This is a genomic window from Paenibacillus oryzisoli (assembly GCF_001653565.1).
Taxonomy (GTDB): Bacteria; Bacillota; Bacilli; order Paenibacillales; family NBRC-103111; genus Paenibacillus_E; species Paenibacillus_E oryzisoli.
This window is the reverse complement of the sequence record NZ_LYPB01000069.1, coordinates 333,900-357,905: the sequence shown is the minus strand read 5'-3', so window position 1 is coordinate 357,905 and position 24,006 is coordinate 333,900. Positions and strand designations below refer to the sequence as shown.

General features: G+C 47.5%; 14 protein-coding genes and 1 pseudogene. 12 read left to right on the top strand and 3 right to left on the bottom strand.

Features of this window, described 5'->3' with window-relative positions; genetic code table 11:
- Positions 1 to 25: 25 nt before the first annotated feature.
- The 3 genes from A8708_RS16005 to A8708_RS15995 all read right to left on the bottom strand — a co-directional run bounded on the left by A8708_RS16005 (position 26) and on the right by A8708_RS15995 (position 2,858).
- Positions 26 to 847 (bottom strand): AraC family transcriptional regulator, encoded by an 822-nt coding sequence (locus A8708_RS16005; protein ID WP_167355893.1) that lies wholly within the window; start codon positions 845 to 847, stop codon positions 26 to 28.
- A 156-nt stretch (positions 848 to 1,003) separates the two neighbouring features.
- Positions 1,004 to 2,086, bottom strand: a complete 1,083-nt coding sequence (locus A8708_RS16000; RefSeq protein ID WP_068665100.1) for a Gfo/Idh/MocA family protein — start codon at positions 2,084 to 2,086, stop codon at positions 1,004 to 1,006.
- 1 nt (position 2,087) lies between these two features.
- Positions 2,088 to 2,858, bottom strand: coding sequence for a sugar phosphate isomerase/epimerase family protein (locus A8708_RS15995; protein ID WP_068665098.1), 771 nt, complete (start codon positions 2,856 to 2,858; stop codon positions 2,088 to 2,090).
- Positions 2,859 to 2,973: 115 nt separating this feature from the next.
- Here A8708_RS15995 and A8708_RS37095 point away from each other — a divergent pair.
- The 12 genes and pseudogenes from A8708_RS37095 to A8708_RS15940 all read left to right on the top strand — a co-directional run.
- A pseudogene (locus tag A8708_RS37095) lies at positions 2,974 to 3,039 on the top strand (flagellar biosynthesis protein FliA); the annotation flags it as partial.
- A gap of 299 nt (positions 3,040 to 3,338) precedes the next feature.
- Positions 3,339 to 5,870 (top strand): LuxR C-terminal-related transcriptional regulator, encoded by a 2,532-nt coding sequence (locus A8708_RS15990; RefSeq protein WP_068665096.1) that lies wholly within the window; start codon positions 3,339 to 3,341, stop codon positions 5,868 to 5,870.
- 126 nt (positions 5,871 to 5,996) lie between these two features.
- Positions 5,997 to 10,244 carry an InlB B-repeat-containing protein gene (locus A8708_RS15985; protein WP_068665094.1) on the top strand — a complete coding sequence of 1,416 codons (4,248 nt, stop codon included), beginning with the start codon at positions 5,997 to 5,999 and terminating at the stop codon, positions 10,242 to 10,244.
- A gap of 588 nt (positions 10,245 to 10,832) precedes the next feature.
- Positions 10,833 to 13,475, top strand: a complete 2,643-nt coding sequence (locus tag A8708_RS15980; protein ID WP_068665092.1) for a glycoside hydrolase family 78 protein — start codon at positions 10,833 to 10,835, stop codon at positions 13,473 to 13,475.
- A 152-nt stretch (positions 13,476 to 13,627) separates the two neighbouring features.
- Positions 13,628 to 15,445 (top strand): cache domain-containing sensor histidine kinase, encoded by a 1,818-nt coding sequence (locus A8708_RS15975; protein WP_068665090.1) that lies wholly within the window; start codon positions 13,628 to 13,630, stop codon positions 15,443 to 15,445.
- A 116-nt stretch (positions 15,446 to 15,561) separates the two neighbouring features.
- Entirely contained in the window at positions 15,562 to 16,902 is a 1,341-nt protein-coding gene (locus A8708_RS15970) for an ABC transporter substrate-binding protein (RefSeq protein WP_068665088.1), read from the top strand.
- Positions 16,903 to 16,974: 72 nt separating this feature from the next.
- Positions 16,975 to 17,844 carry a carbohydrate ABC transporter permease gene (locus A8708_RS15965; protein ID WP_068665086.1) on the top strand — a complete coding sequence of 290 codons (870 nt, stop codon included), beginning with the start codon at positions 16,975 to 16,977 and terminating at the stop codon, positions 17,842 to 17,844.
- Entirely contained in the window at positions 17,841 to 18,662 is an 822-nt protein-coding gene (locus tag A8708_RS15960) for a carbohydrate ABC transporter permease (RefSeq protein ID WP_082927542.1), read from the top strand. Before A8708_RS15965 ends, A8708_RS15960 begins: the two co-directional genes overlap by 4 nt.
- Before the next feature lie 35 nt (positions 18,663 to 18,697).
- Complete coding sequence (locus A8708_RS15955; RefSeq protein ID WP_068665084.1) at positions 18,698 to 20,281, top strand: response regulator transcription factor; 1,584 nt, start codon at positions 18,698 to 18,700, stop codon at positions 20,279 to 20,281.
- Between the two features lie 15 nt (positions 20,282 to 20,296).
- Complete coding sequence (locus A8708_RS15950; protein ID WP_068665082.1) at positions 20,297 to 22,021, top strand: glycoside hydrolase family protein; 1,725 nt, start codon at positions 20,297 to 20,299, stop codon at positions 22,019 to 22,021.
- Between the two features lie 41 nt (positions 22,022 to 22,062).
- On the top strand, positions 22,063 to 22,728 hold the full coding sequence (locus A8708_RS15945; protein ID WP_068665080.1) for an aspartate/glutamate racemase family protein: 666 nt from the start codon (positions 22,063 to 22,065) through the stop codon (positions 22,726 to 22,728).
- Positions 22,729 to 22,742: 14 nt separating this feature from the next.
- Entirely contained in the window at positions 22,743 to 24,002 is a 1,260-nt protein-coding gene (locus tag A8708_RS15940; protein WP_068665078.1) for a ribulose-bisphosphate carboxylase large subunit family protein, read from the top strand.
- The last annotated feature ends 4 nt before the right edge of the window (positions 24,003 to 24,006 follow it).

The following is a 24,006-nucleotide window of genomic DNA, read 5'->3' as shown; positions in this document are numbered from 1 at the left end:
CTTTGGCAAGTGAAGAGCGATCTTTTTATGGTTCCATACTAAGTTTCGAACGTTTCTTTTGTTCTTCACGGTATTGCCGAGGGGATAGTCCGAAATGCATGCGGAATTGCCGATGGAAGTAGGTATAGCTATTGAAACCGCATGACTTTGCGACATAATCCAACGACATGGCGCTAAAACGAATGCGTTCGCAAGCAACCGCAAGACGGACTTCGATAGCATAGCTCATGATGGATTGACCAAAATTGCTTTTAAACAAATGGACAGCTCTGGAAACGCTGATTCCTGCATGTTTCGCGATTTGCTTCAGAGTGAGCTCATCGGTTGCATGTTGATCGATGAATGTTTTGATTTGATAGGCAATGTAGGATGGACTTAATGATTTGCCCATGCTGGCAGTTTCATGCAGGCGTTGTAAAGTCAAGCAAAAGACACGCAATAAATAATCTGCCAATTCATCGACGGTGCCTTTCCTCCGTAATGTTTCCTTTGCCAACTGTTGCCACAGTTTCAGCAGATCATCGTCAAGAGGTATGGTTGACTTCTGCGGAGGAGAGAAATTGTCCCACCATTGGTCAATCCATTTTCCATTGCAAATCACATAGTAATCGATACTGTTGGTTTTCAAGATGAGCTCATACTTTTCACCAGGACGAAACATAAGCAGATCTCCAGGCTCAATCACAATGTATTCGTTATCAATCAACGCCTCGCAGGAACCGCTTGTCTGCAATCGAATGATGTATGTGGTCAAAAACTCAGAAGGATACCTATGACGTTTTTTATGGTGTGCCATAGCTACATCAATCGATTCAGCTTGCAACTTATCCTGGCTCCCATACATCATCAGCGGTCTCCTTTGTGAACGTAAATTGTTCATGTTTCGTGTATATTCGTAATTATATAAAATTTCCAGACAATTGTACGCTCAATTTTCTAAAAACAACCGCGGCCGCCCTTGAACAGGGCGGCTCATGCTCGTGCCTATGCTTGCCTCATAAGGTTATTCAAAATAAATGGCTTTGCCAGTCCGCGAAGACTCATAGATCGCTTCTAGAATCTGCGTGACAACCAATGCTTGCTCCGGTTTTACCAACGGTTCGGTATCCTGAAGGATGCACTCTAGCCACAACCGCGCTTCCACATCGCTTGGACTCTCTGCTTTGCCTTCAAAAAAAGCAACGCCTCCCGCACTCAAATCGATGGTGGTCGTAGTCATTCTTCCCAGCTTCTCGGTGTTAATGCGGAGTCCGTCACGCATGTCCGCGCCGCCTTCCGTACCACAAAGCGTCGTTTTGGCCTCTAGGGTGTCTAAGGAGTTAAGCGCCCAACTGGCTTCAAGGATAACGGTCGCGCCGTTCTGCATCGTGATGAAGCCGAATGCGGAATCCTCGACCGTAAATTTTTCCGGGTCCCACGGTCCCCAGAGATTTGCCGCGTTTTCTTTACGGCTAAGTTCGTGATAAGCCGTGCCCAGAACACATTTCGGTGCGTAATTGTTCATCATCCGAAGCGTCAGATCCAACGCGTGGCTGCCGATATCAATGAGAGGGCCACCGCCTTGTTTCTCTTGATCCAGAAAGACACCCCAGGTTGGTACAGCACGTCTGCGAATCGCATGAGCCTTGGCAAAATAGATCTCGCCGAGCTCGCCGTTATCGCAAACTTGTTGTAAATAGCGGCTGTCTGGCCGGAAATTATTCTGATAGCCAATCGATAGCTTTTTGCCGGTGCGTTTGGCAGCATCGACCATGGCTTGCGCTTCGGCAGCCGTCTTGGCCATCGGTTTCTCACACATCACATGCTTGCCTGACTCCATGGCCGCAATCGAGATTTCCGCATGTGAATCGTTCGGCGTACATACATAAATTACATCAATGGCGACATTTGCTAGGACTTCTTTATAATCGTAAAACGCTTTTGCGTCAGTTGAACCGTATGCTGCCACTGCTTTTTCTGCTTTTTCGATAATAATGTCGCAGAAAGCGACCAATTCTAGGTCCTTCAGCTTGGAAAGTGTAGGTAAATATTTCTCCATAGCAATTCCCCCGCAACCAATGATTGCCCCTTGCAGTTTGTTCGCCATCTTAAATGACCTCCATAAACGTATAATTTTGGCGGAGCCAATTCATGCTTATTTGAACACTTTCTAACGCAGGCAAGTCACAATCGTCTTGTTCGACGATAAGCCATCTGGTTCCCGCCTTTTCCGCTGCCCTCATGATTGCAGGTAAATTCATTTCGCCGCGTCCCAGTTCCAACGTCTGATAAGTGCCATCGGCGAACTTGCGAATGTCCTTCAAATGAAGTAAGGGGACACGTCCGGCATATTTCTCGAGATATGCAATAGGGTCGCAGCCGGCTTTATGTACCCAACAAACGTCGAGCTCGCTCTTCATATTCTCCGGGGACATACTTCCGAAAAAGGCATCAAACCAAATCTGATCCCCATAAGCTTCAGTGAATTCAACATAGTGATTATGAAAGCCGAATGCGATGCCATGTTTTCTAAATTGCTCGCTACACTTGTTAAAAAAAGCAACAGTTTCGGGAAGTGACTGTCGCTCTTCCTGATTAATTCCTGGACAGATAACGTAACGGCTCCCTATTGCGACATTCATAGCAATCTCTTCTGCTAAATGATTTCGAAGCCGATCCATGCTGACGTGACTGCCAATGGCTTGCAGTGAGAGATTGTTCAGAAGCTTCTCTAGCTGTTCAGGGCTAAAATTGTAATAACCTGCAAACTCGACGCCCTCATAGCCCATCTCGGCAACTTTTTGCAATGTCGTTGCAACGTCTTGATTCATTTCATTTCGAAGCGTGTACAATTGAAGACCTATTCCCATTTTGTTCATGCAAGGTTCCTCTCGTTATCATATTATCGTTCATCTCTGATTCATTATAAGATGAACGATTTCGTCATGAAATGAAGGATGTCATTAAAATATGAACAATTTGATTGAGTTTCCTGACAGTACGGGCGAAGATTTGATCTTGATAGGGACGATCGGATTGATCAAAGCTATTGAGTCGTTCTACAAAACCTTTTATGACAACCGGAAACAAGAGACTAGCGACATAACTACCTGGGACCGCTAAAACAGACGAAAAACGAGACTGGCAAGCCAGGGAACGATGGTGTACCATAGATTACAAACCTTTCTTTGTCTGCATGGTTGCTAGTCACTCCCATGATACTAAACGAAGAAGGTACTTTGTTGTCTAGATAAAGAAAAAACACGATTTATCCCTACAGCCACAAGGGATTAAAGCTAATTTCGCGTTACGAAAGTTGAGTTATTAATTTAGAGCTTTTTTTTGTGGAGGAATCAACAGTGATTGTAAGTGCAAAATTTCAGATCCCCCATATACGAAATACGATGGTATCCCGTCCGAAGCTGATACGCAAGCTTAATGAAGGGATGAAAACCAAGCTGATGCTTGTTTCCGCACAGGCTGGCTATGGAAAGACAACAGCTTTATGTGAATGGGTGAAACAATGCAGCGCGCTTGCTGCGTGGGTCTCTTTAGATCAGCATGATAATGATTGGACTTCATTTTGGAGTTGCGTAACGGCCTCTATTCAGGAGAGAGTTCCTAACTTTGGCCAAACGATTGGGATTTTCCTTGAAAAAGGGCCTTCGGGATCTTCTGAGCCTATGATTAAGGAACTCTTGAATGAACTGAATCATATAACCTGCGAACTGGTAATCATACTCGACGATTATCATTTCATTGAACTTCCCGAGATTCACCATTCATTGAGCTACTTACTAGAACATTTACCACCACATATTCATCTTTATATCGCCAGCCGTACCGATTTGCCGATTCCTACTACCAGACTTCTCGCGAAGGGTGAATTGTATGATATCTCAATGCAGGATTTGCGCTTTGAACTGGATGAGGGGTTTGTATTTTTTCGGGATACGACGGATTTATCGCTAACGAAAGGGCAAGTAACCGAGCTGCTCCATCAAACTGAGGGTTGGATCAGTGGATTGCAGCTGGCGGCAATCTCTCTGAAACGCAGTACGAATATAACCCAATCCATCCAGAAATTTACGGGTCAACAACATCATATATCCGATTATTTACTGGAAGAAGTGTTCCTGCATCAATCGGAAACAATACGGTCCTTTTTATTGGAAACGTCCATTTTAAGTAGAATGAACCATTCTTTATGCCAAGCAGTAACGGGTCAAATGAACAGTCAAGAGCAATTAGAGAGACTGGAGCAGCTGAATTTATTCATTATACCCTTAGACGAGGGGCGGAATTGGTATCGATATCACCATTTGCTTTCCGATTTCTTGCGACAGCTAGGGTCCAGAACGGATTCGGACAAATGGATTCAAGTGCACATCCGCGCGGCGAATTGGTTGGAAAAGCATGGGTTTGATGAAGAAGCGGTGGAGCATTATTTAGAAGGCCAACAGTTTATGGATGTTATTCGGTTGATCGAGAAAAATCCCCCTGCGTTAATGCAATCGAAGAGTGCTGCGTTGATGAGGTGGATTACTGTTTTACCTGAAAGTTCCTTTGCGGAGAAGCCTATGATCGAAATATTTTATATAGCCGTAATGCTGCTAGGAGGTAAAAGGGAAGCCGCTATTCAGAGAATGGAGCAAACCAAAGTCCGGTTTGAAGCACTGCAAGGGAAATTACCCGATGTAGACTGGAACATGGTTATGGGGAATATCTATTTCTATTGCGGTATGGCCTCTTATATCCAAAATGACTTTGTGCGAGCATCGGAGTATTTGGCCCTTACAGAACGATATATGCCGGAAGGAAGCTACTTTCAGGTGATGGGGGTAAACCGGTATGAAGGGTATAGTAGGAATTATGATCAATTAACTTTAATCAAAGATCTGTATGCGGCGGAAGACTTCATTTTGAAATGGATTAAAGTATGGGAGCATAAAAAGAATTATCCTTTTATTGGATATTTTTACTTGGCATATATCCATTTGCTGTATGAGTGGAATCGGTTGGAGGAGGCAGAATTTTACCTCGGTCAGTCATTGCGGCGCAAAGACCATCAGCCTCTTGCGCGAATTACGATCCAATTGGGCATCGCTGCATCGCGGATTGAGCAAGCCAAAGGAAACCCAAAGCGAGCGTTCGAACTATTGGTGCAATTGAAGTCGAAAATTGATTCACCCGATAATGATTTATTTGTTGTGAAAATCGAAACGGAACAAGCTTATCTATCTTTGCGGCAAGGCTCGCTCCAAGATGCGCTTGATTGGTTGCAAAGGTGCGGTCTTGCGCATACGGATGAGGTTTCATTGAATCTATTGGCAGAGCATCTGATTTTGGCTAGAGTGCTTGCGGCGTGCGAACGAATAGAAGAAGCGCTGAACCTGTTGGAAAAATTATACCTCTTGGTGTGCAAGGGAGACTGTCTCCGTGATCACACAAAAGTATTAATTGTGCAAAGTGTGACGCTATGGCATTCGGGTCAAACGGAGGCTGCGCTCAATCAATTGGGCACTGCTTTGGATTTGGCCAAGCCAGATGGATATATTCGTAGTTTTATTGACGAAGGTTCTGTAATGGCGGAGATGCTTAACGCTTATTCAATGGTTCAGCAAGATAGTAATTTTTCTTCGGGTTTCTATGTAAAGCAACTGTTGCGTGCTATGAATGGTACCCCAGAGGATGATCAATCACCGAAAGGAAAACTTACAGGGCAGGAATTTAAAATTTTGCTGCTACTCATGGATAGATTGATGAACAAGGAAATTGCTGAGCGTCTGCATATTACGGTAGATACCGTGAAATTTCATATTAAAAACATCTACACGAAGCTTGGAATAAACAATCGTAAACAAGCACTGGAACTTGCAAAGCAATTATAGAGACTTGGTTAAAATGCATATCCTGTTTTTAAAAAACCTACCCCAGGCGGGTAGGTTCTATTTTGTTTATTTTAATTTATAGTAGAGGAGAATGTCGAGTCTAGACAAAGGTGAGTGAAACAATTTATGAACAAACGTTGGATTTCTTTACTAATGGCATTAATTATTCTATTGGGGATGACCCCTACTTTTGCTAATGCTGCTTCTACGGATAGTTGGGTTAATCGGAAATCTGATACCCTTCGTACCAGTAATCAGGACGTCTGCTACGGTAACGGCAAGTTTATGGCGGTGACTGATGATGGATCCATCTTAACCTCGAGTGACGGAACGAGTTGGACGATTTTCGATCCGCAAACTACAAACGGGCTTTCTAGTATCAGTTGCGATAACGGCAAGTATGTGGTTGTGAGTAGAACTGGGAATGCATCGTCCTCTAGTGACGGAGTGAACTGGAAAACGGGTTATACCCTCAATTATTATTTATCGCTTTGGGGCGTTAGCTACGGCAAAGGCCTGTATGTGGCGGTAGGGAACAAAATAGATGTAAGAAAAGGAGCGATATACACATCTACGACGATTGAGACGCCTGACTTATGGACGAATCGCAATGTAACCACCACGTCAATACTCAATGGCGTCACCTACGGCAACGAAAAGTTTGTGGTGGTGGGGCAATATGGAACGATACTGACCTCCAATGACGGAGTGAGCTGGACGAGCCGAAATTCGGGTACTGCGGTTGATCTTCAAGGCGTTAAATATCTAAATGGAAAGTTTGTTTCCTGGGCAGAAGACGGAACTAAGATATTGACCTCCGATGACGGAGTGAGCTGGAGTATGATCACCACGTCCGGCGTTATCTGCGTGGAATGTGTGCAGGCCCATACTGGTGTCCTTCATAGTGTCTCCTACGGCAATGGTACGTATGTGGGGGTGGGGCCAGTTAATAATATCTATACCTCCAGTGACTTAGTGAATTGGACGAAAAGCTATGCGGGTACGTACGGTTCTCTTAATGGCGTCGCCTACGGTAACGGCACGTTTATCGCGGTAGGAAACAATGGAGCCATATTTAAAAACATGGATCTCCCGACATACACCGTAACGTACAACGGCAATGGCAGTACGGGAGGAACCGTGCCAACGGATAGCAATTCGTACGAGCAAAATGCAACGGTAACCGTACTCGGAAACACGGGAAGCTTGGTGAAGACGGGCAACACGTTCGCAGGTTGGAACACGGCGGCTAACGGAACAGGAACACCCTATACGGCGAATGCAACGTTCGGCATGGGAGCGGCGAACGTGACGCTGTACGCGCAGTGGACGGCCAACCCGACATACACCGTAACGTACAACGGCAATGGCAGCACGGGAGGAACCGTGCCAACGGATAGCAATTCTTACGCGCAAAATGCAATGGTAACTGTATTAGGAAACACGGGAAGCTTGTTGAAGACGGGCCACACATTCTCAGGTTGGAACACGGCGGCAAACGGAAGTGGAACACCATATGCGGCAAATGCAACGTTCGGCATGGGAGCGGCGAATGTGACGCTGTACGCGCAGTGGTCGGCCAACCCGACATACACCGTAACGTACAACGGCAATGGCAGCACGGGAGGAACCGTGCCAACGGATAGCAATTCGTACGCGCAAAATGCAACGGTAACCGTATTAGGAAACACGGGAAGCTTGGTGAAGACGGGCAACACGTTCGCAGGTTGGAACACGGCGGCAAACGGAACAGGAACACCATATGCGGCGAATGCAACGTTCGGCATGGGAGCGGCGAACGTGACGCTATACGCGCAGTGGACGGCCAACCCGACATACACCGTAACGTACAGCGGCAATGGCAGCACGGGAGGAACCGAGCCAACGGATAGTAATTCGTACGAGCAAATTGCAACGGTAACCGTATTAGGAAACACCGGAAGCTTGGTGAAGACGGGCAACACGTTCGCAGGTTGGAACACGGCGGCTAACGGAACAGGAACACCCTATGCGGCGAATGCAACGTTCGGCATGGGAGCGGTGAACGTGACGCTATACGCGCAGTGGACTCCCAATCCGACATACACCGTAACGTACAACGGCAATGGCAGTACGGGAGGAACCGTGCCAACGGATAGCAATCCGTACGAGCAAAATGCAACGGTAACCGTAATAGGAAACACGGGAAGCATGGTGAAGACGGGCAACACGTTCGCAGGTTGGAACACGGCGGCCAACGGAACAGGAACACCCTATGCGTCAAATGCAACGTTCGGCATGGGAGCGGCGAACGTGACGCTGTACGCGCAGTGGACGCCCAACCCGACATACACCGTAGCGTACAACGGCAATGGCAGCACGGGAGGAACCGTGCCAACGGATAGCAATTCGTACGAGCAAAATGCAACGGTAACCGTATTAGGAAATACGGGAAGCATGGTGAAGACGGGCAACACGTTCGCAGGTTGGAACACGGCGGCTAACGGAACAGGAACACCCTATGCGGCTAATGCAACGTTCGGCATGGGAGCGGCGAATGTGACGCTGTACGCGCAGTGGACGCCCAACCCGACATACTCCGTAACGTACAACGGCAATGGCAGTACGGGAGGAACCGTGCCAACGGATAGCAATCCGTACGCGCAAAATGCAACGGTAACCGTACTCGGAAACACGGGAAGCATGGTGAAGACGGGCCACACCTTTGCAGGTTGGAACAAGGCGGCCAACGGAACAGGAACACCCTATGCGGCAAATGCAACGTTCGGCATGGGAGCGGCGAACGTGACGCTATACGCGCAGTGGACGCCCAATCCGACATACACCGTAACGTACAACGGTAATGGCAGCACGGGAGGAAACGTGCCAACGGATAGCAATTCGTACGAGCAAAATGCAACGGTAACCGTACTCGGAAACACGGGAAGCATGGTGAAGACGGGCCACACCTTCGCAGGTTGGAACACGGCGGCCAACGGAACAGGAACACCCTATGCGGCAAATGCAACGTTCGGCATGGGAGCGGCGAATGTGACGCTATACGCGCAGTGGACTCCCAATCCGACATACACCGTAACGTACAACGGTAATGGCAGCACGGGAGGAAACGTGCCAACGGATAGCAATTCGTACGAGCAAAATGCAACGGTAACCGTACTCGGAAACACGGGAAGCATGGTGAAGACGGGCCACACCTTCGCAGGTTGGAACACGGCGGCCAACGGAACAGGAACACCCTATGGGGCAAATGCAACGTTCGGCATGGCAGCGGCGAATGTGACGCTGTTCGCGCAGTGGACAGCCAGCCCTGATGGCGGTAGCGGTGACGGTGCTGGCAGTGGAGGTGGAGGTGGAGGTGGAGGTGGCATCCCAACACCACCAGATGACAGCAAAGTTATCTCTGAGAATGGTGAATTATCGCTTCCCGCAGGCAAAACGGGTGAGGTTAGTTTGGGAGATGCAATTACAATAGATATTCCGGCAAATGCAACGGACAAGGAACTGAAATTAACGATTGAAAAATTTACTGGAACTCAAGTTCTTCTAACGGATGAAGACGTTCTGGCTAGTCCGATCTTCGAGATTCTGAAAAATTTCTCAGAGAACTTCAGTAAACCGGTAACACTGACTTTTAAGTTTGATTCGACAAAATTGAGCGGTGATCGAAGAGCAGCCGTGTTCTATTATGATGAAGTACAGAAGAAATGGGTGGAAGTTGGCGGTGTTGTTAGCGGTAATCAGATTACCGCAGAAGTAACCCACTTTACAAAATATGCGGTAATGATTGTAGGGCAAGCGGCAAGTGCGCCAGCACCAGACACAAAACCAACGATTAACCTTAGCGATATCTCCGAACACTGGGCGAAGGCAAGCATCAAGCAAGCGGTAAGCAGCGGAATCGTCACAGGTTATGAGGACGGCACGTTTAAGCCGGACAAAACCGTGACTCGTGCGGAATTTGCCGTCATGCTGATGAATGCGTTGAAGCCGCAAGCAGCGGGAGCGGCGCTGACGTTCACAGATTCAGCGAAGATCGGAAGCTGGGCGCAGAAAGCTGTCGCGCAAGCGGTACAAGCTGGCATTATTAATGGCTATGATGACGGTACTTTCCGTCCAACTGGGGAAATTACACGTGCAGAGATGGCAGCGATGATTGCGGGTGCTTTGGGTAAATATAGCGAAGCGAATGCCACAGCAACTAGCTTTGCAGACGATAAGGACATTCCAACGTGGGGAAAAGCTGCGGTTGCTTATGTAAAGCAAGCAAGCATCATGCAAGGGAAAGGCGACAACCAATTTGCCCCCGGGGACCATGCAACAAGAGCAGAGGCCGTAACGGTTCTGCTGAACATGCTGGCTCAAAAGAGCAAGTAAAGTAAAAATCGTCAACCCAAACTGACTTTAGATGTAAATAATAAGGGTTATCCTTAAAGCGGTAAAATTAACTGCTTAGGGGATAGCCCTTGTCTTATATCAAATAGGAAGTCTCGACTATTGAGGGAGTAGTATTATAGAAACGAGCGAAATTGTGCGCATTTATGGCATGCGGTGGAGCATTGTGACGTTCTTTAAAGTAACGAATCACAGACTTCATTCATTTGGCATCAGATAATAGGGGCTTTTTGTGAGTAATCTGGATAAAAGAGAATGTAATACTTTCGTTGATATCAGAATGATCAACATTAGAGGTCGGATTTATCGATTGTCCGGATCCCTCTTTTTTTCTATGCTAATAGTAAGAGCCGAGCACGATCGGCTGTCTTCAAATTGGCAATATTGAAAGCGATTACTATTAAATTAGATGCTGGGGGTATGAGATGTATAAACCAGTTGTAGAAGCGATACCGGATTGGGCGAATTTGCAAGTTTTGGAAAGTGAAACGGAACTTAGATAGCGCTTAAATTAAAGGTTTTTTCTTGTTAAAAGAGAAGCTAACATTCATACGAAAAGGGGGATTACCCATGACACTTCGGGTAACATCTTGCAGAACAGAATATATGCACAACCCGTTGGGGCTGGATGAGCGCAAGCCTAGACTTTTTTGGAAGCTGGCTTCAGACGAGCGTTCAGCTGTGCAGATTGCCTATCAGGTGCTGGTTGCTCGTTCGGAGGAACAGTTGAATAAGGATATTGGCGATGCATGGGATTCGGGTAAAGTGCAGTCGGATCAATCCACTCATATTGAGTACGCGGGAGAACCCTTGGAAACAGAGGGTTGCTATTATTGGAAGGTTCGTGTATGGGGGGCTGCGGATATAGCTTCGGATTGGAGTGATCCGGCCCTCTGGACGATGGGACTTCTCTCCAGAGATGAATGGAAAGCGCTGTGGATTGGGCGCAAGTCGGAGTCTGATCTGCATATGCAGCCTTCACCCTTTTTTCGCAAAGGTTTTACGGTTAAGGTTGGTGTACGACGCGTTACTGCTTATGCGACAGCACTTGGTGTTTTTGAGCTAAGAGTGAACGGAGCGCCAATCAGCGCCCACTTTGCGCCAGGATGGACGGATTATGATACGCGTGTTCAAGTGACTACTTTCGATCTTACTGAGCACATCCATCCAGGCGATAATGCCTTTGGTGTTATACTCGGGGACGGTTGGTATGCAGGAACGGTAGGATTTCTGGGTAACAAAGTGTATGGTGAGAGGCCCTTTTTCCTTATGCAGGTTCATATCGATTATGCGGACGGAACTCGCGATTCCGTCCTGACGGATGCCAGTTGGAAGACATCTCGTGGTCCGATTGTATATTCGGATATGATTCTAGGGGAAACTTATGATGCACGCTTGGAAAAAGAAGAATGGGATAGTCCTTACTATGATGATGCGGATTGGGAGTCGCCGGATGTGCGTCCAGGTTATAATGGTCTTCTCGTTGCTGCTGTGGAGCCGCCCATCCGAATTACCGAAACGATGCGTCCACTCACTGTAAGGCAAACAGCAGCAGGAACTTATATTTATGATATGGGGCAAAATATGGTAGGCTGGACAGAGCTTCGGGTCAAAGGTGAGCGCGGAAAGAAAGTAACCGTCAGTCACGCAGAGATGCTGAATCCGGACGGCACGATGTACTTGGATAATTTGCGTGTAGCCGTGCAGCAAGAGAATTATATATTGAAAGGCAAGGATGTTGAGGTTTATGAGCCGCGCTTTACGTTCCACGGCTTCCGCTACGTGGAATTGATTGGATATCCGGGGGTGCCGGATCTGGACAGCATTGTGGGGAAGGTGGTTCATTCCGATACCCCTGTTGCGGGCAAGCTCGAGACGTCTGATGAAAGGGTCAACAAGCTGTATGCCAACATCACATGGGGACAGCGCGGCAACTTCCTGTCTGTGCCGACGGATTGTCCACAGCGGGATGAGCGACTGGGCTGGACGGGCGATGCCCAGATTTTTGCACGGACGGCTGCTTATAATATGGATGTTTCTCGATTCTTTTCGAAATTCATGTGGGATATGGTGGATAGTCAGCAGCCATCCGGAGCCTTCACTGATGTAGCGCCGGATGCGGGTTGGATTCGTCATAAAATGTGGAACACCAGATTGAATTGGTTCGCACCAGATAATGCCGGTTGGGGCGATGCGGGAGTCGTTATTCCATGGACCCTGTACCTGATGTATGGAGATACGCGCATTTTGGCAACGCATTATGAAGCGATGGTCCGTTGGGTTCATTATTTAAAGGCGAACACCACCGATTTGGTCCGTCCGAATTATGCGAACTATGGGGACTGGTTGTCCATAGAGGCGGACACGCCGAATGAAGTGCTGGCAACCGCGTATTTCGCTTACAGCACGAAATTGCTTGCACAAATCGCCCACGTTCTGGGCAAGTCGGAGGATGCTGCAAAGTACGGTTCGCTATTCGAAGATATTGCTCTAGCATTTCGCAAAGCGTTCGTGAATGAAGATGGACGCATTCACGGCGGCACGCAAACCGTCTACGTGCTTGCGCTCCAATTCGGACTGCTCACAGACACGTTACGCGATCAAGCGGTCGATCATCTGGTGGCCGACATTCATCAACGGGGAGACCGCTTATCGACCGGATTCCTTGGCGTCGGTTATTTATTGCCTGCGTTGACGGAGCATGGCCGACTCGACGTCGCCTATAAGCTCTTAACCCAAGAGGCGTTCCCATCGTGGATGTATTCCATCAAGCACGGAGCCACGACCATCTGGGAGCGCTGGGATGGTTGGACCGAAGAGCAGGGCTTCCAAACCCCGCAAATGAATTCATTTAACCACTATTCGTTAGGTTCTGTTGGGGAATGGATGTTCCGCTACATGGCTGGTATCGATACGGACATGGTAGAAGGAGGGTTCAGGCATTCAGTGATCAAGCCTCAGCCAGGTGGTGAATTAACGCATGTGACTGCATCGTATGAATCTTTGTACGGCACTATTGCCATTGCATGGCAGGTGTCGGACAGTGGCCAGTTCCACTTGAAAGTGAGCCTGCCCGCTAATACGTCGGCAACGGTTTACCTGCCTGGTGATCAGTGTCAAATGGACGGTATTCCAGCTGCGAAGCAGGATGGGCAGAAGTCATATCGAATTGGTTCTGGCGAATACGAATTCCAGTGTGCAATGCCAAAGTAAGCATATAGATTGAGGAGAACGCAGCTAATCTTCTGCGAACAGACCGGACCTAATTGCCGTCGGGAGTCTTCAGTGACTTTGTCGATGCGCATTGTGTCCGGCTGTATGTATTTTGGGGGAAGGTTGTTTCTACTGAGAAAGGCGGTTTTCATATGCTGGGGACAAAACAACGGACATTGTGGGGAAAATTGCGATCGATCTTTTCTCGCATTCGCATTGTGCTGCTGCTCAGTTATTTTATTATTATTTTTATTTGCATAGCGCTTCTAGGATCTATTTCCTTTTATATTTCTTATCGTTCTATGTCGGAGAAAGCGGAGTCATCAAGCATCCAAATCGTGCGGCAAATTGAGAAAAATATGGACAACGATTTCCAGAATAAGCGAAACCTCCTGCTAGCACCCTACTTTAACCAAGAGTATATTGATGGAATTAACGCATATGCCAGGATGGACGTTCAGGCCAAGTTCCAGTTCAAACAAAAGCTGGGCGATCTTTTTCTGAAAAGCTTCAATATTACACCGATTCCAGGTTTTATTCGCTTTCAAATCTATTACAGCAACGGAGAGCTGCTGAATGCTTCGGATAATCTGAAGCAATGGACAGCCGAAGAAGTGAGGCAATCCAATTGGTTTCGCCAGACAGTAGCCAGAGATGGCCGGGTCTACTTCAGCGGTCCTCCTGCCAATTCTCCTGCGGACAATGATAAGCCAGCGTTCTCATCTTCCATTTTAATTCGAGATTTTGCCAATCCCGATTATTTTATGATTGTGCGGGCCGAGTACCGAGCTGAATTATTTCGGATGATCGGACAGAATGATAGTCTCTCTGCAGAAAGCCAGCTGCTTATTCTAGACGAGGACAATAAACAAATCTTTACGTCAAGGGAATCACTCCTCGATACGTCAAAGTCTGACTTGCTGGAACGGATTAAGGCGGATGACGGGACATTCTGGTACGGAAAGCAGAAGGATGTTCTTGTGACCTACATACGATCCGAGTATTCCAATTGGAAAGTCGTTCTGATGATGCCTAAGAATGAAATATTCGGTCCACTGAATCAAATCAAAACAACAACGATTCTTACCGCGATTATTGCGCTGGTGGTCACCTTTTTCATCTCCGTTCTCTTTGGTCAACGAATCACGAATCCTATTCTTGATCTGTATAAAACCATTTCCCGCGTGAAAAGGGGGGATTTTTCTATCCGTGTACAGATTACAAGGAATGATGAGATCGGCAGAATTGCCATGAACTTTAATGATATGCAAGATGAGCTGCAGAACTTAATCGAATCCAAATATATCTATCAAATCAAGCTGCAGCAAGTGGAGCTGGCTATGCTCTATTCACAAATCAATCCCCATTTCCTATACAATACGCTGGATAGCATTAAAGCTATGGCAGACTACTATGAGGTAGAGAAGATTGGCGAAATGTCGCAATCTCTTGCCGATATGTTTCGCTATAATATCAAGAATAAGACAGAAATCGTAACGCTACGCGAAGAGTTGGAACAGATTGATGCGTATATGCGTATTCAAGGGATTCGCTTCGAGGACAAAGTGACGTACGAGGTAGAGGTGGAGGCGTCGCTGTATGATCATCCCCTGTTGAAAATGACGTTGCAGCCGCTAGTAGAGAACGCGGTTTTCCATGGCGTGGAGCCTAAACGGGGACACAGCATTATCCGCTTGAACGCACGCAGGGATGGCGAAGCTTTAGTACTAACGGTTAGTGATAATGGGGTGGGCATGACAGAGGAGCGGTTGACTGAGCTTCGATCGAAGGTCAGTGCTCCTATTTATACGGAAGACGTTCCGATGTCATCTGTTGAAGGGGGAATTGGTATACGGAATGTGTATGCCCGTTACGCTATCCGCTTAGGCAATCAATTCGAGTGCAAATTGGAGAGCAAGCAAGGAGTCGGAACGAGTGTCACCCTTATTATTTCATCATGGAATCTTTAAAAAGTCGATTGCAGTGTCGGAAAATTAAACATTATTAGTCGAAATCGTGCATAGAGGGGGAGGAAGCGTTTTCATATAATAAATATGTAAGCGATTCCTAAAGGAGGGTACAAGATATGAGAAAAATGAAAACAGTCTTATCGATGGTAACGGTATGTTTGGCAGCCAGCACATTTGCTGGATGCAGCAGCAGTGGCAGCAGCGCCGTGGGTACGCCAGCAGCAAGTGCAGTTCCTACAACAGCTGTGGCGAAAAATCCAGTCACTTTAACTTTCGTCATTTCCAATACGGTGGATGCAGCGCCTTTTAACAAGATTTTTGAGGCGTATCAAAAGCAGACAGGCAATAAAGTTGAATTGCAAGCTCTGCCAGGCGGAGATTTCGATAATATGATGAAAACTCGCTTTGCCACAGGCGATTTTCCTGATTTATTCTTGATGCAGCCAGGAACGAAGCAGAACGTCAAGTTGAGAGCGGAAGAGACACTCCATGATTGGAGTTCAGATACAGCTGTATGGGATCGTATCATCCCTTCGATGAAAGAATTCCAAACCACAACAGACAAAAAAATCTACGGAGTTCCATTCGGAGCTACGGGCATGATGGGTGTTTTTTACAATAAAGATGTGTTCAGTAAGGCTGGGGTGCAGGCCCCCAAAAATTATGCCGATTTAATTGAGAATGCGAAAAAAATTAAAGCTTCCGGCGCAACTCCTTTCTACGAAGGCGTGAAAGATGGCTGGCCCGCGCAAATCTTCTATTTAACAGGTTGGGTTTCGAATGTAGATCCGGCGATTGGCGATGCAGGTGTGCAGAAGCTGGAGAGCAACCAACTGAATCTCGCGGATATCCCGGAAGTGAGAAACTTGTTTAAGAAGCAAAAGGAGATCAAGGATCTAGGTTTGTATCAAGATAGTCCGATGGCTGGAACCTACGATGAACTGCAAACCAAATTAGGCGACGGCAAAGTCGCAATGACGTTCATGCTCGATGGCATTATTCCCCAATTGGAGAAGAAATTCAGTAAGGATTTCGTGAAAGATCACATTGGCTTCTTCCCATTCCCATCGGATAAGGACGCAGGAACTGCCCTAATTACGCCTCCGAATCAATTGATGGTTCCTGAGAAAGCAAAGCATGCTAAAGAAGCAATGGAGCTAATCAAATACATGATCACACCGGAAATGGTTAATCTCTACTACCAAGCAGCTCCTGGTATTCCTATCTTTAAAGATGCAAAGAGTGAGCTGTATCCCGTTCAACAAACAGTGAAAGATCTGATCGATGCTGGCAAAGCCAAAATCAATGTGCAAAACCGTCTGACTCCGACCTTTGCTGATTTCCAAAAAACGCTGCAAAACTTCTTCATCCTTGGCGACATTGATGCTGCTGTGAAGGAATTCGACGCCAACTACAAAAAAGATGGTAAGAACAAACGTTTAGCAGGCTTCGAATAACACATTCAGACTATCAAAATCTAACCGGTCGGAATCAGGTTCCGGCCGGGCACTTGGACAGGAGGGGGAGACATGGGGAAAAGTAAATATCCACTGTATTTTTCATTTCCAGCATTGGCCGTATTTCTACTATTTTTTATTACTCCGACACTTATTGGGTTTTATTACAGCTTCACGGACTGGAACATTAATGCGCCGGACATTAAATTTATCGGTTTTCATAATTACGTCGAACTCTTCAAAGAGCCTAGGCTGACAACTGCTTTGTTCAACACGTTAATTTTCGCCGCTGTTGTAACCGTGCTTCAGAATGTATGCGGTCTTGGTTTAGCTCTCATACTGAACGAAGCCTTGGTCCTGCGCAATGTGCTGCGTATGATATTTTTTCTTCCTTATGTAATTGCTCCAATCGTTATTGGTTATATATTTCGAGCTATTTATCATCCAGAGCACGGGATTGTAAACCAGATTCTGGATTCGATAGGACTTCATATGCTGGTGCAAGATTGGCTCAATGATCCGAGATTTGCGCTATTCTCTATTATTGTTACGGATATATGGCGTGTTGCTGGTTTTTCGATGGTGGTGTATTTGGCAGGCTTGCAGTTCATTCCTAAAGATTTGACAGAAAGCGCCTCCATGGATGGAGCTCATTACTGGAGCCGCTTCAAAAATATCATTTTCCCGCTGCTCGCGCCTGCTTTTACCGTCAATGTGCTTCTTTCCATGATCGGGTCTATGAAGGTGTTTGAGATGGTTATGGTGCTGACGGAAGGTGGGCCTGGTTATTCGACGGAAGTCTTTTTCACCTATATTCGCAGCATGTTCAGTTCGGGGGAGTTCGGTTATGCCACAGCGGTTAACGTTGTACTCTTCGTTCTAGTGACGGTCGTTGGCGTGCCTGTATTAATGAAAATGAAGAAAAGGGAGGTGGAGATGTGATACAGAAGCGCGGGATGCTGATCTTTCTTGAATTGATTGCGATCTGTCTGGCATTAATGATCCTCATTCCCTTTTTTATGATTCTTGTTAATTCGTTCAAAGATATTCGGGAATCCGCTCTATTTGGATTATCGCTGCCAACCAAATGGCAGTTCAGCAACTACAAGGATATTTTTGGTCAAGCTCATATCTTCCGAGGATTTATGAACAGTATTTTCATATCGGGATGTGTTGTCGTCATTGTCAATATTTTCGCGTCGATGGCAGCCTTTATTATTCAGAGAAGAGACAGCCGCTTTCTACGTTCAGCCTACTACATGTTTATTATGGGATTAATCGTACCTGTCTCCATCGTTCCGACGATTAAATTGATGGGCGACCTGCACATCCGGGGCACGTACTTCAGCCTCATTATGTATTATACGGCGCTGCTGCTGCCTTTTGCGGTGTTCCTGCTTGTTGGTTTTATGAAATCCATTCCAAGAGAACTGGATGAAGCGGCTCTGCTTGAAGGATGCGGGTACTTCCGATTGTATTGGCAAATTATTCTGCCGCTGATTATAACCGTGCTGGTGACGGTTACCATTGTCGTGCTGGTGTCCGTCTGGAATGATTTTTTCGGTCCCTTTTATTTAATGACTGACAGCACAAAGTGGACGATCGTGCTGCAAATTTTCAACTTCGTGACGATGTACAGTACGAATTGGGGTGTTGTGTTCGCCTTCATGGTCGTCGTTGTCGCCCCGATATTAATTATTTATTTATTCCTCCAAAGGTATATTATTGATGGATTGACGGCCGGTTCTCTAAAAGGATAACATGTCTCTAAACATAGTCCAGGAGGGTCTCGTCCATGCGCAAGGTTATCATTGTTGATGATGAAAAGTGGATCCGAAGGGGGTTAATCAGCTCTATTCCCTGGGATCGATTCGATCTGGAGTTAGTTGGCGAGGCAGGGGATGGCGAAGAGGCCTACGCCATGGCCCTTGCTGAGAAACCGGATCTTCTATTTCTGGATATGCGGATGCCAGGGTTGGACGGAAAACAACTGATTGGAATGCTGAATCGGGATATGCCCGAGGTACTAACTGTTGTTGTTAGCGGATATTCCGACTTTGAATATATGAAAGAAGCGATTAGGCATAAGGCGTTTGAATATTTACTGAAGCCGGTCAAAAAGGAAGAGCTGATCGCAGTGTTGGAGAAAGCGCTCGCTGAGCTACAGCGGCGAGATGAAGAAAAACACAGCCCTCAGGTAGAGAGTAAGGAGGACTGGTTTCGGCGCATCTTATACCAAGCGGATGCAAGCCTTGAGTCGCATGAAGAAGCCGCAGAAGCAGCGATTCCTGAAGGGTGGCTTCTCGGTGAGACTTACGTTTTGGTCGGTCAACCGGATACGTTTCGTGATGGCAGTGAATCCATCAACAAGGTGATTCCCCTTTTGCGGGAGCATGTGCATCGGAACCAGCCTTTCTTATGTAAAGGAACTTGTCAATTTGTTATAACAGCAGCACCGGATGCGAGGCAAGAGCTCGTTGTGGCAATTGTAGGGGAGCGGCTTCAGCAGGAAGATTTCAATAAGTTCTGCCAATCTGTACGATCGGTGCTCGAGCAATCGGGTAGAGGCAGTTATAGCTTCGGAATTAGCAATAAGCAGCTGGATGCGCATTCACTGCGTCATTCTTACGCGGAGGCGGGGCGTGCGTTAAAGCGGAAAAAGCTTCATACGACAGGGACGGTTATTTTTGCGGACAACGATAAAAACTCGCAGCTAGCCGCGTATCCGCAAGAGAAGGAGAATGCCTTTCTCTTAGCTCTCCAGGTGGGCAGCAGGGAGGGGGTTCAACAGGAGTTTGACAAACTGTTTGCTGGGATAAGCGGTAACGACGTAACGGTGGACTATTTGCAGCGCAGTGCGATGCTGCTCGTTCATTCCATAGAGAAACAGCTTCGTGGCATAGAAACGAGGCTGGAGGAAGCCTGCGGTGTATCTTCCCTTGTGTACACAGAGAGAATTAAGCGACGGAACGATGCGGCATCTGTCAAGCACATTTTCGCTGAAGAGATCATTCCTTCTGTGCTTGCTTATTATTTGCGCTCTAATGAGAAGCAGGGAGAGAAGATCGTTCGTGGCATTCAAAAGTTGATTGAGACTCATTATGATCAGCCGCTGTCCCTTCACCACATTGCCGATAGTCATTACATGAATACGGATTATCTGAGCCGCTTGTTCAAAAAAACGACTGGACAAAATTTTGTTGATTATTTGACCGATTTTCGCATTCATAAATCGAAAGAATTGATGAAATTGTCCACCTATAAAAATTACGAAATTGCCCAGATGGTTGGTTATGAGGACTATCGATATTTCAGTCAAATTTTCAAGAAAAAAACGGGGATGACCATAGGGGAATACCGTGAAAATAACGTTAAATGAAGGAGTGGAGAACAGATGGAACATAAACAGATTCCCGATACATTAATGCTAGAAGAACGTGCCGGCCACGCTATTAATGCGATGGTAGGGATGGCTGATAAGGATCACAACTACATTCCGTTTTTCAACGCGGATTTAACGCACAAGCCTGCATTTATGACCCATGGGGATTGGGATTATGGCTCCTCGCATGGTCGAATGATTGACGGCTTGATTCTGGCGCGGCATATGTCGGGAGAGACGTACGGGAAGGAAGTTGAAGAGCGTTATAGGGAGAACCTGCTGTCGTTTTTCAAAGAGGACGGTATGAGCTATCGCCAAATCAACCCGTCACGCGATTGGGAACCGAATGCGAACTTGATCGATCAACGGGCGGTTATTCTATCACTCACTACCTGGTTTATGGAAACGGGCGATCCTAAGGTGAAAGAAGCAGCCGACCGCCATGTGGCGGCGCTGAAACGAATAGCGGTTAAAGAGCGGGATACTTGGTACTATCCGGCATCTGAATATAAGGAAACGGGGTGGCCGTCAGCGAACGGTATTCAGCTTCGATTGGCACCAGATCCCGCTGCTTTCTGCGGCAGGCTGGTGATGCCGCTTCTCAAATACCATGAGCTGACAGGCAATCAGGATGCTTTTGATCTGTGTCAGTTTTTCACCGCCTTAATTATTGAGCGCAGTGGCGTATTTCATCCAGACGGGAGCTTTAATGATGCGCTGGCTTACCGCAGCGGTCACTTTCATACCCGTCTGGGCACGTTGGATGCGATTGCTAGATTCGGTGTGTTTACGGGCGATGCGGCCATCATCAGTTGGGTGAAGAAGAGCTTCGATTGGGCGCTGACCAAATGCACGTCATTTGGCTGGACACCGGGGGACCTGCACGAGCAGGCCTATGAGCACGAAACTTGCTCACTTGTCGATCTCATTGCGACAGGAATTACGTTAGCGCAGAGCGGATATGTAGAGTACTGGGGAACAGTAGAACGCTTTCTTCGCAACCATTTGGCGGAGTCTCAACTGCTGGATTTGGATTGGGTGGAGGAGACGGACGATGCATCGAATGATATTCATGCCAATAAGTCATTCTTTCAAGTTGCGCAGCGAACGCGAGGATCGTTCGCTGGATATTCCGCACCTAATGATTTTATCTGTGATGTGAATGAAGGACGCGGCCATACAAGTGATTTGCAAATCTGCTGTCTGGGCTCAGGTACGCGTGGCCTTTTCATGGGATGGAGCAACACGATTACGGAGAAAAATGGCACAATCTCAATCAATTTCCTGCTCAATCGTGGCTCCAAATGGCTGGATGTCAGCAGTTATTTGCCGCATGAAGGCAAAGTTGTCATTGATGTGCACACCGATTTGCCGCGTGTAATGATTCGTATTCCGGAATGGGCAGGCTTTACGAAAATTCATTTTACGCGTGAGCTGAATGGCCGTGTAACAGAAGGAAGAGGCAGTGAAGAGAGCCGCTGGGTCAACAAGCATTTCCTCGTACTCGGTTCCGCAACTGCTGGAGAGAAAATCATGGTAACTTTCCCGCTGAGCTTCCGCAAAACAATGGAGAATGCGGTAGGTCAAACCTTCGAAACAGAATGGCGCGGTGATGACGTGGTGAATATTACGCCGCAAGGGAAGAAGAAGCCGCTCTACAGCGGGCGCAAAGTCTTTAATGAAACTCCGATGCGTGAGGGGAATTACCGCAGGTTGGATAAAGAGTTCGTATGGTAAAGATGCTCTAAGAGCCAACTTGGTAGGAGGGGATTATTCATATGCAACAAAAAACGGTAGTAGCTGTATACACGGGCCAAGGGTTGGCCGATCCGATGAAGACAATATTTAAGGAGTTGCTTCCTGATGTGCGGCTCGTGACTATCATCGATGACAGCCTGATCGGTGATGTGGTGAAAGCTGGCCATGTGCCACCGGGTGTAGCGCGAAGATTAGTGCAATACTTCCATCATGCCGAAGAACTTGGTGCGGACGTTATCTTGAATACGTGCTCCTCGGTTGGCGAAGTAGCTGATGACGCTAGTCGATTTATAGGGGTACCCATTGTGAAAATCGACCAGTCGATGGCAGCCTTGGCTGCTGTGACTTATGAACGAATAGCAGTCCTCGCGACGCTGCCATCTACCTTGGAGCCAACGATCCGATTGATACAGAAGCAGGCTGATGCAGCAGGCAAGGCAGTGACAGTCGTCAACGGACTTGCTGCAGGCGCTTTCGATGCGCTTGTTGGAGGAAATCCTGCAGAACATGACCGCATTCTGTTGGAAACGGCGAAGCGAGTTTCCGATGAGTCGGATGTCCTCGTGCTTGCGCAAGGCTCTATGGCGCGTATGGAGCAGACGCTGCGGGAAGTGACCGGCAAGCCCGTTCTTTCTTCTCCGCGAATGGGCGTTGAGGCGGTCAAAGCGATACTGGAGCACAGCTGAGGGGGAGAGGCAGAATGAGTCAGGAACGTGTCACAGCTACTTATTTGGTAGAAACGCCATATACCTTGGAGCGAGCAGCCGCCACGATTGCGGGGGAGCAATCCACGGGAACCTTTACATCCGTACCGGGAGAGACGGATGAACTGAAAGCGAGATTCGGCGCTAACGTGGAGCATATTGAAGAGATCGGTGAAGTTGATGAGCCATCATTGCCGGGTGCGAAGCCACCGGCTGGGCATAATGGCAAGTATCGGCAAGGCCGCGTGACGGTGTCATTCCCGCTTCATAATTTCGGTCCCTCGATACCTAATCTATTATCCGCTGTAGCGGGAAATTTATACGAATTACAAGAGTTGTCGGGATTACGTCTGCTTGATCTAGAGCTGCCGGATGCTTTCGCTGCCCGTTACCCTGGGCCGAAGTTCGGGATTGAAGGTACTCGAAAGCTGACGGGTGTGTATGACCGTCCTATTCTTGGGACCATTGTTAAGCCTAGCATTGGGCTATCCACAGAGCAATTATCGGAGTTGGTAGAGAAACTGGCAAGAGCCGGAATGGACTTTATAAAAGATGATGAATTAAATGCGAATCCGCCTTTTGCTCCTTTGGAGCAAAAAGTCAAGGCTGTCATGGAAGCGATTGAACGCGCAGCAGACGCGACCGGGAAGAAGCTGATGTACGCTTTTAATATTACCGGCGATATAGATGAACTGCGCCGCAATCACGACATCGTCGTGGGAGCAGGCGGCACCAGTGTAATGGTTAGCATCCTAAGCGTAGGATTAAGCGGGCTCGCTTACTTGAACAGCTTTAGTGAAGTGCCGATTCACGGTCACCGCAATCAATGGGGCATGCTGACGCGCAGCCCGCTGCTGGGGATTGAATTTACGGCGTATCAGAAGCTATGCCGTCTGGCTGGAGCCGATCATCTTCATGTCAACGGCCTGAACAGCAAGTTCTATGAAAGCAACGAATCTGTGCTCCGTTCCATCGAGGCTTGCACTACGCCGCTATTAGGCGGCTATAACACACTGCCTGTCGTATCTTCGATGCAGTGGGCCGGAACGGCCCCTGCTACTTACGAAGCTACGCGATCCGTCGATGTGATGCATCTGGCCGGCGGAGGGATGCTAGCGCATCCCGATGGACCAGCGGCAGGCTTTGAAAGCATGAAGCTGGGGTGGGAAGCTGCTGTTCAGGGCATCCCCCTAGAGGCGTATGCGGCACAGCATCCCGCACTGCGACGGGCGATTGAGAAATATGGAAGAGGTTGATTCT